11 protein-coding genes are annotated in these 12,453 nt (G+C 62.6%); 6 read left to right on the forward strand and 5 right to left on the reverse strand.

The window, feature by feature from the left end:
- Positions 1-3 precede the first annotated feature (3 nt).
- The 6 genes from RSO67_RS08480 (at position 4) to RSO67_RS08505 (ending at position 6,577) form a co-directional block, all read left to right on the forward strand.
- The gene (locus RSO67_RS08480; protein WP_315843116.1) at positions 4-1,731 is read left to right on the forward strand and encodes an FAD-dependent oxidoreductase; all 1,728 of its coding nucleotides are present in this window, start codon (positions 4-6) and stop codon (positions 1,729-1,731) included.
- The gene (locus RSO67_RS08485; protein ID WP_315843117.1) at positions 1,728-2,498 is read left to right on the forward strand and encodes a glucose 1-dehydrogenase; all 771 of its coding nucleotides are present in this window, start codon (positions 1,728-1,730) and stop codon (positions 2,496-2,498) included. The genes RSO67_RS08480 and RSO67_RS08485 overlap by 4 nt, the downstream gene beginning before the upstream one ends.
- Positions 2,499-2,525: 27 nt before the next feature.
- Entirely contained in the window at positions 2,526-3,311 is a 786-nt protein-coding gene (locus RSO67_RS08490) for an IclR family transcriptional regulator (RefSeq protein ID WP_315843118.1), read from the forward strand.
- 172 nt (positions 3,312-3,483) lie between these two features.
- Complete coding sequence (locus RSO67_RS08495) at positions 3,484-4,806, forward strand: ABC transporter substrate-binding protein (protein WP_093756665.1); 1,323 nt, start codon at positions 3,484-3,486, stop codon at positions 4,804-4,806.
- Positions 4,803-5,762, forward strand: a complete 960-nt coding sequence (locus RSO67_RS08500; protein WP_315843119.1) for a sugar ABC transporter permease — start codon at positions 4,803-4,805, stop codon at positions 5,760-5,762. The genes RSO67_RS08495 and RSO67_RS08500 overlap by 4 nt, the downstream gene beginning before the upstream one ends.
- A gap of 2 nt (positions 5,763-5,764) precedes the next feature.
- Positions 5,765-6,577: a carbohydrate ABC transporter permease gene (locus RSO67_RS08505; RefSeq protein ID WP_165826870.1), complete on the forward strand. Its 813-nt coding sequence runs from the start codon at positions 5,765-5,767 to the stop codon at positions 6,575-6,577.
- A 122-nt stretch (positions 6,578-6,699) separates the two neighbouring features.
- Here the strand turns inward: RSO67_RS08505 and RSO67_RS08510 are convergent, their stop codons facing one another.
- The 5 genes from RSO67_RS08510 to RSO67_RS08530 all read right to left on the reverse strand — a co-directional run bounded on the left by RSO67_RS08510 (position 6,700) and on the right by RSO67_RS08530 (position 12,440).
- The gene (locus RSO67_RS08510; protein ID WP_315843120.1) at positions 6,700-9,408 is read right to left on the reverse strand and encodes a molybdopterin-dependent oxidoreductase; all 2,709 of its coding nucleotides are present in this window, start codon (positions 9,406-9,408) and stop codon (positions 6,700-6,702) included.
- Positions 9,408-10,625, reverse strand: a complete 1,218-nt coding sequence (locus RSO67_RS08515; RefSeq protein ID WP_315843121.1) for an NAD(P)/FAD-dependent oxidoreductase — start codon at positions 10,623-10,625, stop codon at positions 9,408-9,410. The genes RSO67_RS08510 and RSO67_RS08515 overlap by 1 nt, the downstream gene beginning before the upstream one ends.
- Positions 10,626-10,634: 9 nt before the next feature.
- Complete coding sequence (locus tag RSO67_RS08520; protein ID WP_120291455.1) at positions 10,635-11,060, reverse strand: globin family protein; 426 nt, start codon at positions 11,058-11,060, stop codon at positions 10,635-10,637.
- A gap of 85 nt (positions 11,061-11,145) precedes the next feature.
- Positions 11,146-11,571, reverse strand: coding sequence for a globin family protein (locus tag RSO67_RS08525; RefSeq protein ID WP_315843122.1), 426 nt, complete (start codon positions 11,569-11,571; stop codon positions 11,146-11,148).
- 74 nt (positions 11,572-11,645) lie between these two features.
- Positions 11,646-12,440 (reverse strand): ABC transporter ATP-binding protein, encoded by a 795-nt coding sequence (locus tag RSO67_RS08530; RefSeq protein WP_315843123.1) that lies wholly within the window; start codon positions 12,438-12,440, stop codon positions 11,646-11,648.
- Positions 12,441-12,453: the final 13 nt, after the last annotated feature.

Genomic DNA, 12,453 nt, shown 5'->3' on the forward strand with positions numbered 1-12,453 from the left:
CTCATGGCTGCTGATCCCAAAGCGAATATCGAGCTTTACGAATGCGACGTACTGGTCGCCGGCTCCGGCTGCTCCGGCATGTCGGCGGCGATCACCGCAAAACATAGCGGGCTCGATGTCCTGATCGTCGAAAAGGAGCCGCGGTTCGGTGGCACGACCGCGCGCTCCGGCGGCTGGCTGTGGATCCCCGGCACATCACTGGCGCGCGCCTGGGGCATCAATGAAGGACCTGACGAGGCGCGCACCTATCTGCGCCATGAAGCCGGCAACAGCTTTGACGCCGCACGCGTCGATGCGTTTCTCGCCGCAGGGCCGGAGGCAATCGATTTCTTCACCTCCAAGACGGCGGTACGCTTCGACATGCCGCTGACCTTTCCCGATTACGATGCGGAGGCGCCCGGCGGCAAGCAGGGCGGCCGTTCCATGGTCGCGCGGCCGTTCGACGGGCGTGAGCTCGGCGACCACATCAAGGATATCGGCGCGCCGCTGCCCGAACTGACGGTGTTCGGCATCATGCTCGGCTCCGGCAAGGACATCATCCATTTCATGCGCGCGACGAAGTCGCTGACCTCGGCCGTCTATGTGGCCAAGCGACTGTCTAAGCATTTCCTGAACGTCCTGCGCTATGGTCGTGGCATGACACTGACCAACGGCAACGCCCTCGCCGGCCGGCTCGCCAAATCCGCCTTCGACCTCAAGATCCCGCTCTGGCTGTCGTCCCCGGTGCGTGAACTGATCATCGAGAACGGCGCGGTCCGCGGTGCCATCGTCGAGCGCAGCGGCAAGCGCGTCCGCATCTTCGCACGCCGCGGCGTGGTGCTCGCATGCGGCGGCTTCCCGCATGACATCGAACGGCGCAAGGCGATGTTTCCGCATGCGCCGACCGGCCGAGAGCACTATTCGCCCGGTCCAACCGGCAATACCGGCGACGGTCTTCGCCTCGCCGAGTCCGCCGGCGGGCGCGTCGAAGATTCACTGCCTAATGCCGCTGCCTGGGTGCCGGTCTCGGTCACCCATCGCAAGGACGGCAGCAAGGGCGTGATGCCGCACTTCATCGATCGCGCCAAACCCGGCGTAATCGCCGTGATGCGCGATGGCGCTCGTTTCGCCAATGAAGGCAATTCCTACCATGCTTTCGTCCAGCAGATGATGAAAGCGGCGAAGCCCGGCGAGGAGATCGCGGCGTGGCTCGTTTGCGATCACCGCGCGCTGCGCCAATACGGGCTCGGCGCCGTACCGCCGTTTCCGATGCCGATCGGCCAGTATCTGAATTCCGGTTATCTCATCAAAGGTAATACGCTCGAGGAGCTCGCGGGCAAGGCCGGCATCGACGCCGGCGGCTTCGTCACCACCATCGCGCAATTCAACAACACCGCCGCCGAAGGCCGCGATCCCGCCTATGGCAAGGGCTCCCGCGCCTATAACCGCTATCAGGGCGATGCCAACCATGGTCCGAACCCCTGCGTTGCACCCATCGAACAAGGGCCGTTCTATGCCATCAAGATGGTGATCGGCGATCTCGGCACCTATGCCGGCATCAGGACCGATGCGCAGGCACGCGCACTCGATGCCGGCGGTCAGGTCATCAACGGCCTCTATGCGGCCGGCAACGACATGGCGAGCATCATGGGCGGCAATTATCCCGGCGCGGGTATCACGCTTGGCCCCGCGCTCACCTTCGGCTATATCGCCGGCCGCCACCTCGCCGGCACACCGGTAAAGGCGGCATGATGGCCAGCTTCGCCCCCGATCTGCTGAAGGGTCAATTGGCGCTTGTAACGGGTGCTGCCGCTGGCAACGGTCGTGCGATTGCGCTGGGTCTGGCTGCACATGGGGCCGACGTCATCGTGACCGACATCGACCGCGATGGCGCTGCGCAGACGGCCAGCGAGATCGGAGCAGTTGGACGGCAGTCATGGCATCATCATCTCGATGTCACGGATGTCGATACCTGCCGACAGATCGCACAGACCGTCAAAGCGAGTGCCGGCGACATCTCGATCCTGATCAACAATGCCGGTATCATCATTCGCGAAGGCATCGATTCCGAACGCGCGGTGGAGAACTGGCGGCGCGTGCTCGACGTCAATCTCAATGGCGTCTTCAACGTGACCCACGCCTTCCTGCCCGCCTTGCGCGCGCGGCGCGGCAACGTGATCAATCTTGGCTCCATCGCCTCTTTCGTTGGGGTCGCCGATACGCTTGGCTATTCGCCTTCCAAGGGCGGCGTGAAGCTTCTGACGCAAGCGTTGGCGCGCGAAGTGGCCAAAGACGGCGTGCGCGTCAACGCCATTGCGCCGGGCGTGATCGAGACGGCCATGACCGAAGCGACACGCAACGATCCCGCGCGATTGGCCGGCTTCCTCGGCCGCACGCCAATGGGGCGCGTTGGCCAACCCGATGAGCTGATCGGCCCCGTGGTCTTCCTCGCTTCACCCATGGCGTCCTATGTCACCGGCACAACCTTGCCAGTGGATGGAGGCTTCCTGGCCGTGTAGTGTCCGCGGCACTGGTTTGGGGCAAGCATGGCTAAAGAGAGTCGCGGTATTCAGTCGATCGAGGTCGGGGGTGAATTGCTGCAGGCGCTGGTGCGCAATGGGGAACCGATGATGCTGCGGGATCTGGCCCGCGAGGCAGGAATGTCACCGGCCAAGGCGCATCCCTATCTCGCCAGTTTCTCCCGCATCGGCCTGATTGAGCAGGACCCATCCACCGGCCGCTATGAATTTGGTGCACTCGCCCTCGAGCTCGGCATCGTCACGCTGCGTCGCCTGTCGGCCGTCCGCGTTGCAACGCCGGCCATCATGGCGCTTGCCGGCACCATCGACCATGCCGTCTCGCTGGCGATCTGGGGCACCCATGGACCGACCGTGGTGCGCATGGAGGAGCCCAGCCACCCTGTGCACATCGCCATGCGCGTGGGCTCCACGGTGTCGCTGCTCGAGACAGCGACAGGGCGGATATTCGCGGCATTCATGCCACCTGCGACCATCAATGCCGCGCTCACCGAGGATCTCGATCGGCTCTCGATCGGCTACGATCCGAACCGCGAGATAAAAGGCCCGGCCATCGACAAGATCCTCGCCGACATCCGCACACGCGGGCTGGCCCGCGCCGTCGGCGAGCCCCTGCGCGGCGTCAACGCATTTTCAGCGCCGGTGTTCGACCATAGCGGCGCGGTGGTCCTAGCGGTGACTGCCATGGGCGCGGTGGGCACATTCGACGTCAACTGGAACAGCCCGATCGCTAAGGCCCTGCTCGATTGCACCAATGTGATCTCGCGTCGGCTCGGCCGCGACGTCAAGGACTGAGCAGCGCAGCAATCTGCGTAAGATGCGTGCAGCGTGCAAAGTTGTCTGACAACCCGACGCGTGGCCTTGTCGCCCCAGTCCATCGTGTTACGATCCCTTAGGCGCATCTCCGGTCCACGGGGAGCGACCATAAAATCACCGCCGGTCAAGGCGGCTCGAGGGAGGATGACACATGGCTCTTTACGGCCCGACACGTCGTGCCTTTGTGCAGGGGGCGCTCGCCACCAGCGCACTTGGCCTCACCGGCATTCCAGCTTTCGCCGATCCCGCCTGGAAGAAGTACGCAGGCACCACGATTGAAGCCAATCTGATCAAGGGCCCGCGCGGCGAGCTGCTGCAGAAATACGCCTCCGAATTCACGGAATTGACCGGCATCAAGGTCGAATCCGAAGTGATCCCCGAGCAGCAGCAGCGCCAGAAGGCCGTGATCGAGCTCACCTCCGGCAAGCCCAGCTTCGACGTCGTGCATGTCAGCTACCACGTCCAGAAGCGTCAGTTCGAAAAGGCCGGCTGGCTCGCCGATCTCACCGGCTTCATGAAGGATCCGAACCTGACCGCGCCGGATTTGCGCGTCGACGACTTCTCCGCCGGCGGTCTGCAATTTGCGCAGAACGACAAGGGCGAGATGCACTCGCTGCCGTGGTCGGTCGACTATTTCATCCTGTATTACAACAAAGAGATGTTCGCGAAGAAGGGCGTCGCGGTTCCGAAGACCATGGATGAGATGGCAGCCGCCGCCGAGAAGCTCAACGATCCCGCCAACGGCATCTACGGCTTCACCGGGCGTGGCCTCCGCAACGCCAACATGACGCTGTGGACCAACTTCTTCCTGAACTATGGCGGCGAATTCCTCGATGCCAAGGGCAATATCCTGACCGATGGGCCCGAGGCGATCGAAGCGACCAAGATGTATCAGCGCCTTCTCACCAAGACGGCGCCTCCCGGCGTCGCGGGCTTCAACTGGATGGAGTCGATGGCCTCGCTGACACAGGGCCGCGCGGCCATGTGGATCGACGGCGTCGGCTGGGCACCGCCCATCGAGGATCCCAATGCATCGCGCGTGGTCGGCAAGATCGGCTACACCGTCGTGCCCGCCGGACCGAAGGGGCAATTCTCCGCCGCCTATGGCGACGGCATCGGCATCGCCAAGACCTCGACCAAGAAGGAAGCCGCCTATCTCTATTGCCAATGGGCGGTGTCGAAGACCATGGGTGCCCGGCTGTTGCAGAGCGGCGGCGGCGTGCCGTTCCGCAACTCGATCCTCAATGACGAGACGGTGCGCAAGGGCGTGAAGAACCAGGAATGGCTGGATTCAGTGATCGCCTCGGCCAAGATCAGCAAGCTCGGCCTGCCGGTCATCGTTCCCGTCGCCGAATTCCGCGACCTCGTCGGTGCCGCCGTCACTGCCACACTGGCAGGCGCGGATCCGGCTACCGAGCTAAAGAAAGCCCACGAACAGTTCCGGCCGATTCTGGAGCGCAGCGAAAAATCGTGAGTGAACTGACAGCGGGAAAGGCAGTCGCCAAAACGACCGCAACGGTCGCGGCCGAAGCGGCGACTGCGCAAAAGAACGAGTGGCGGCCAATTTCCTATTGGCCGTTCGTGATTCCAGCGATGATCGTCGTCATGGCGGTCATTATCTTCCCGTGGGTCTATACGATCTGGATGAGCCTGCACGAATGGAAGGTCGGCCAAGCGCCGACCTTCGTCGGCTTCGCCAATTATCTCAGGCTGCCGAGCGATGCGCGTTTCGTGGAATCCGTGGGGCACACCCTGGTCTATACGGCGCTGTCGGTCGCGCTGCCGCTGATCCTCGGCACACTGGCGGCGGTGATTTTCAACAACAAGTTTCCGCTGCGCGGCTTCTTCCGCGGGCTCTTCATATTGCCGATGATGGCGACGCCGGTCGCCATCGCACTGGTGTGGACGATGATGTTCCACCCGCAGCTCGGCGTTTTGAACTATCTGCTGTCGCTGTTCGGCCTGCCGCCATCGCTGTGGGTATTCCATCCCGCCACCGCGATCCCGTCGCTGGTGCTGGTGGAGACGTGGCAATGGACGCCGCTGGTCATGCTGATCGTGCTCGGCGGCCTCAGCGCCATTCCGACCGAGCCCTATGAAAGCGCCCAGATCGACGGTGCGACACCCTGGCAGACCTTCCGCTACATCTCGCTGCCGATGATCATGCCGTTCCTGTTCATCGCGGCGATGATCCGCATGATCGACGCCGTGAAGAGTTTCGATATCATCTTCGCGATCACGCAAGGCGGCCCCGGCAGCGCCTCGGAAACCATCAATCTCTATCTCTACAGCGTCGCTTTCGTCTATTACGACGTCGGCTATGCCTCCGCGATCGTGGTGGTGTTCTTCGCGCTCATCGTCGCTCTCGCCGGCGCGCTCTTGCATCTGCGCCAGCGCACCCACTGGAACGAAGCCGGAGGCAGTGCCTGACCATGCGCGACTTTCTCAACAAACTCGGTCTGACCTTCGCCTTCATCGTCATCGTTTCGCCGGCGGTGCTGTTCTTCCTCTGGATGCTGTCACTGTCGCTGAAATTCGAGATCGACAACGCCTCCTATCCACCGGTCTTCATTCCGGAGCGTATCAATTGGGGCAATTACGCTGCCGTCATCGAATCCAAACGGTTCATGACCTATTTCTTCAACACGCTGATCGTCACCGGCTCGGCGACCTTGTTCGCTCTCGTTATCGGCGTGCCTGCCGGTTACGGCATCGCGCGTATGCGTGCGCGCAAATCGGCCATCGTGATCCTGATTGCGCGCATCACGCCCGGCCTGTCCTACCTGATCCCGCTATTCCTGCTGTTCCAGTGGCTCGGCCTGCTCGGCACATTGTGGCCACAGATCATCATCCATCTCGTGGTGACGGTACCGATCGTGATCTGGATTATGATCGGCTATTTCGAGACGACGCCGATGGAGCTTGAGGAATCCGCCATCATCGACGGCGCCACCCGCTGGCAGGTGTTCCGCCACGTCGCGCTGCCGATTGCTCGCTCCGGCATCGCCGTTGCCTTCATTCTCTCGGTGATTTTCTCCTGGAACAATTTCGTCTTCGGCATCGTGCTGGCGGGGCGGGAAACGCGGACATTGCCGGTCGCGGTCTACAACATGATCTCGTTCGATCAGTTGAGCTGGGGGCCGCTAGCGGCGGCCGCCCTGATCGTAACACTGCCGGTGCTGTTGCTGACAATGTTTGCGCAAAGGCAGATTGTGGCGGGACTGACCGCGGGCGCGGTGAAGTGACGCAAAGGCCCCTCCACGTCATTGCGAAGAGCCCTTGCGACGAAGCAATCCAGTCTTCGCTTGCGGCCCTCTGGATTGCCGCGTCGCTTCGCTCCTCGCAATGACGACTGAAAGGCCGACGCTCAATTCGCCGCCGCCACCTTGGGCTGCTCATCCGGCGCCGTTTCGCTCGCGGCTATCAGGCGCTTGAGCTCCGGTATGCACGAGCCGCAATTGGTGCCGGCCTTGAGCCTGGTTCCGATCTCGGCCGCGGTGCCAGCCCCAGCGGCTATTGCGTCACAGATGGTGTTGCGACCAACGCCGAAGCAGGCGCAGACGATGGGCCCTGCACTCGCAGCACCATCTGCGGACTTTCCAGAGAGCAGCGTACGGCGCTGGTCGTCGCTCACGGTCTCGGCCGCGAACAATTCCTTCACGGCATCCCAGGAGAGCGCGCCCTCCGTCGGGCCGATGAACAGACAGGTCTCGATCCCGTCATCCTTGAACGACACCGCGCGATACACACCTTGGCCGGCGTCTTCGTATTCAGCGGCATCATCGCCCAGCAACGGCTTCAACCAGCTCTGCCAGGTCTCAACATCGGTATTGTCCGAGAGCAGATAACCGACGCCGCCCGTGACCGCGACGCGCGTCCATTGCACGCCGAACGGCATCTCCAGCGGACTACGCGACAGCACGAAGCCACGCTGTGCAAACACCGCAGGTGCGATCGCCACCGGCGTTGCCTTGTTCTCGGGCTGACCGGAGAACGGGTCGGTGATCGGCGCGACAAGTCCGCCGACACGCGCGAAACCCGCGGTCTCGTCGTTCCAGTGGATCGGCGCGAACAGCATGCCGCGCTGCTGCCGTTCGCTGACAATGACTTTCAGCACGCATTCGCCATAGTCGGTCGTCAACCGCGCATGGCCGCCATCGACGATGGCGAACTGCGCAGCATCGTCAGGATGGATCTCGACGAACGGCTCCGGAATATGCTGGCCGAGCCGCGGGCTGAGACCCGTGCGCGTCATCGTGTGCCACTGATCGCGAACGCGGCCAGTGTTCAAACGCAGCGGCCGCTCGACGGACACCTGCGTGCGCAGCTCCGGCGCCTCCGGCGCGATGAAACGCGCGCGCCGGTCATTGGCGTAGAATTGGCCATCGGCGAAGAACCGCGCCTGCGGCTTCGTGGTCCCCTCGCGCACCGGCCATTGCACCGGGGCCATGGTGTCGAAGGCCTCATCCGAGACCTTCATCAATCCGCCTATATCGAAATCGCGATGGCCGTTGTTCTCGAAGGCCGAAAGGGCGGCGTGCTCGCGAAAAATCTCGGCGGCCGATGTGTAGGCAAATGACGCGCCGTAACCCAGGCGCCTGGCGACTTCGCTCAGCGCCCACCAGTCCGGCCGCGCCTCGCCAGGCGCCCGCAGAAACGACCGCTGCCGCGACACGCGGCGTTCGGAATTGGTGACCGTGCCGGACTTCTCGCCCCAGGCCAGTGCTGGCAGCAACACATGCGCACCGGCATTCACGGTGTCGTTGGACCGCACATTCTCTGACACCACGAACAGATCGAGCTTGCTCAGCGCCGCCCGCACGGCATCGGCATCCGGGAGCGACACCGCGGGATTGGTACCCATCACCCACAACGCCTTGATCTCGCCACGGCCGATGGCTTCGAACATCTGCACGGCCTTGAGGCCTTCATGGGTGGCGATATGCGGCGCCTTCCAGAACCGGCGCACACGGTCGATATCGACAGGCGTGAAGCCCATATGGGCTGCGAGCTGGTTGGCGAGGCCGCCGACCTCGCGGCCGCCCATGGCATTGGGCTGGCCGGTGAGCGAGAACGGCGACGCGCCGGGCTTACCGATGCGGCCGGTGGCCAGATGGCAGTTGAGGATCGCATTGACCTTGTCGGTGCCCTGCGCCGACTGGTTGATGCCCTGCGAATACAGCGTGACCACACGCGGTGTCGCCTTGAACATCTGGAAGAAGGTCGCGACATCGATCTCGTCGAGTCCCGTCGCCTTTGCTGTCGCCGCCACACTACCGGCGATGGTTCTGGCCCGCGCCAGCGCGTCGTCAAAGCCTGACGTATGCTCATCGATATAGCTGCGATCGAGCGCCCCGTTATCGGCGAGATAGGCAAACAGCCCGCTGAACAACGCGGTATCAGTGCCGGGCTTCAGGCCGAGAAACAGATCGTCATCGCCAACCGTGTCGGTGCGGCGTGGATCGATCACGACGATCCGTGCGCCTCGCGTCTGCTTGTTGGCCAGCATGCGCTGATACAGCACCGGATGGCACCAGGCGGCATTGGAGCCGACCAGCACCAGCAAATCCGCCTGGTCGAGATCCTCGTAGCACCCCGGCACCGTATCGGCGCCAAACGCACGCTTATGGCCAGCGACTGATGACGCCATGCAGAGCCGCGAATTGGTATCGACATTGGCGCTGCCGAGAAAGCCCTTCATCAGCTTGTTGGCGACGTAGTAATCCTCAGTCAGCAACTGGCCGGAGAGATAAAATGCCACGGCACTCGGGCCATGTTCGGCGACGACCTTCCGAAATCCCTCGGCGACATGATCCAGCGCATCGCCCCAGGCGACCTGCACCATCTCGCCATCGTCGCCCCGCATCATCGGATGCAGCAGGCGCTCGTCGAGGCTCAGCGTTTCGCCGAGCGCCGATCCTTTCGAGCAGAGTCGGCCGAGATTGGCGGGATGCGCGGGATCGCCCGTAATCGCTGCGCCACCGTTGCCGTCCGGCGTCGCCAGCACGCCGCAACCGACGCCGCAGTAAGGGCATGTGGTGCGCGTGGCGTGCAGATGCGGATCGACCGCGTTCATCACGCCGCCTCCGCGCGGACGGCGAGTGCGCGGCCGAACATCATCTCGGCGCGGATATCGGAAATATCAGCGGCGCTTCGGATCAGTTCGAGATACCACAGCGCATCCTGGGTATCGCCGACCAGCACGGCGCCAGTGAGCGCGCCATCTGCGATCACCAGCTTCTTGTAGGTGCCGCGGCGGACATCATTGAGCAGCAGCGTCTCGCTGCCTTCGCCCGCCATGAAATCTCCGGCGGAGAACACGCTGACACCGGAGACCTTGAGATTGGTAGAGAGCACGCTGCCCGTATAGGCAGCAGCCTTGCCCGCGAGATGGCGCGCCAACACCCTGGCCTGTTCGTAAGCGGGCTCGACGAGGCCATAGCAGGTGCCGCGATGCTCGGCGCATTCGCCGAGTGCGAAGACGTCGTCGGTGCCAGTCGCCATCTGGTCGTTGACGACAATGCCACGATTGACCGGGATTTCCGCTTCCTTGGCAAGCGATGTGTTGGGCCGGATACCGGCCGCAAAGATCACCGCATCGGCGTCGAGCGTGCGGCCATCGGCCAGCTCAACGCTCTCGACACAATCGCTGCCATGAATACGCGCCGTATTGGCATTGAGCAAAATCCTGACGCCTTTGCGCTCGACCAGCGTTTTCAGGAGGTTCGCTGCAGGTGCATCGAGCTGACGTTCCATTAGCCGGTCCATCAGATGGATCAGTGTGACGTCAGCGCCCGCCTTGGCGAGACCATAGGCAGCTTCGAGACCAAGCAGGCCGCCGCCGACCACGACGACACGCTTCTTCTGCGCGGCAAGTTCGAGCAGCAGGTCCACGTCGCGGCTGTCGCGGAACACATGCACGCCCTTGAGATCACCACCGGGCACCGGCAGCCGCAGTGCGGATGAACCGGTGGCGATAACCAGCTTTGAGAACGGCACATGTTTGCCGGTCGATGTCGTGACCTCACGCGCGGCCATATCGATGGCGGTCGCCGTTGCGCCGTATTTCAGTGTGACGCCGCGGTCGCGCCACCAGGCAGCGGGCTTCAGCTCAATCTCTTGCGATGTCGCCTCACCGGCCAATACCGACGACAGCAAGACGCGATTGTAGGCGAGCCGCGGTTCGTCTCCGATGACGGCGATGGCGTATCGACCGAGCGCGCATTTCGCCAGCTCGTCCACGAGCCGAGCCGCTGCCATGCCGTTACCAATGATGACCAGCGGCTCGCTCACGTCATATCCTTACTCGGCCGCCTGCGCTGTGCCGTAGGCTTCAGAAATCATGTAGCCGGACAGCGTGCCATAGGCCGCGGTCCATGCTGCTGCGAGTTCGGGCGTCCATGCGTCGCCGAGGCCCTTCTCCAGGGTCCACAGCAGCGCACCGCCGACGATTGGATAGTGCTCGGCCTTCACGCCATAGGCCACGTGCTGCTTGGCGAGCGCGCTCGCTGCAGGCAGTACAGTTTCGAGCCGCGTCAGGCCGGTGACGACGACACCAAGCGTCGCCATCAATTTGCGACCCTGCTCCTTCATGTCGCCGCGAAACATCGGCTTCACTTGCGGAGCAACCTCGAAGAGACGGCCGTAGAACAATTCCGCTGCCACATCGGAAATCGGCGCGACTTTCTTGAAACTATCCTGAACCAGAGCGACGTCGGACGCATTCATGCTAACTCTCCTTGCAGTGGAAGGTGAGTTTGTGTGTCGCGCCGCGTGAGCAAATGTTCAGCGCGCGATAAAATGCGATGTGGTTCTAGTGATAGGCCGCAGAAATCATGCGCGCCGCCAGGAAATTGTAAACCTTGTACCACGAGGCTTCGACCTCGGGCGTCCAGCGCTCGCCAAGCCCCTGCCCCAGACTCCAGAACAGTGCCTCGCCGACAGACTCGTAGTGCGCGGCTTCCACGCCATAATGCACATGGTCTTTCGCGAGCTTGCCGATCACTGACAGCAGGCCTGTGATATTGTCGAGACTGCCGACGATCACCGCCAGCGTTGCGATGAACTTGTGCTTCAGCTGCGCCATGTCGCCGCGAAACAGCGGGCGCGTTTCCGGCAATGTCTCGAACAGCCGCGCATAAAACAGATCCACCATGACCGAGGAGTTCGGCCACATCTGATCGAATGACGATTGTACGCGCATGATTTCTTCGCGCGTCAGGCCTATCGAACGACTCATGATTTGCAGCTATCCGGAAAGTCTGAGCCGCATTCATTCGGTTTATCCTCGGAAGTCAAGAGGTAACAAGATGCTTACGCGGCTTCGACGAACTTGTGGCGCTCATACAGGAATTCGAGCACGCGCTTGCGGCAGTCGAGATAGACCGGGTTACTCGCTAGTTCGAGTCGCTTGCGCGGACGCTCCAGTGGTACATCGAGCACTTCGCCGATGGTTGCTGATGGCCCGTTGGTCATCATGACGATGCGATCCGACAGCAGCACGGCTTCGTCCACGTCATGGGTGATCATGACGATGGTGTTGCCGAGTTTCTGATGCAGCGCCATGACCGAGTCCTGCAAATGAGCGCGGGTCAGTGCGTCGAGCGCACCGAACGGTTCGTCCAGCAGCAACACCTTGGGCTCCATCGCGAGCGCACGGGCAATGCCGACGCGCTGCTTCATGCCGCCGGAGATTTCCGAGGGGCGCTTGTCCTTGGCATGCGTCATTTGGACAAGATTGAGATTGTGCATCGTCCATTCGTCGCGCTCGGCGCGGGACTTGGTCTTGGCAAACACCTTGTCCACGCCAAGACGGACGTTCTGATAAACCGTCAGCCACGGCAGCAGACTGTGGTTCTGGAACACGACGGCGCGATCAGGGCCGGGCGAATTGACTTCGCGATCCTCAAGGAGGACCCCGCCGACCGTTGCACGTGTCAGGCCGGCGATAATGTTGAGCATCGTCGACTTGCCGCAACCGGAATGGCCGATAATGGAGACGTATTCACCCTTGCCGAGGTTGAGGTTGATATCCTTCAACACCTCGGACGAGACCTTGCCGCGGGTGAACACCTTGTCGACGTGGTCGAGCTTCAGATATGCCTTCATGATATCTCTCCTT

This window comes from Tardiphaga sp. 709, assembly GCF_032401055.1.
GTDB lineage: Bacteria > Pseudomonadota > Alphaproteobacteria > Rhizobiales > Xanthobacteraceae > Tardiphaga.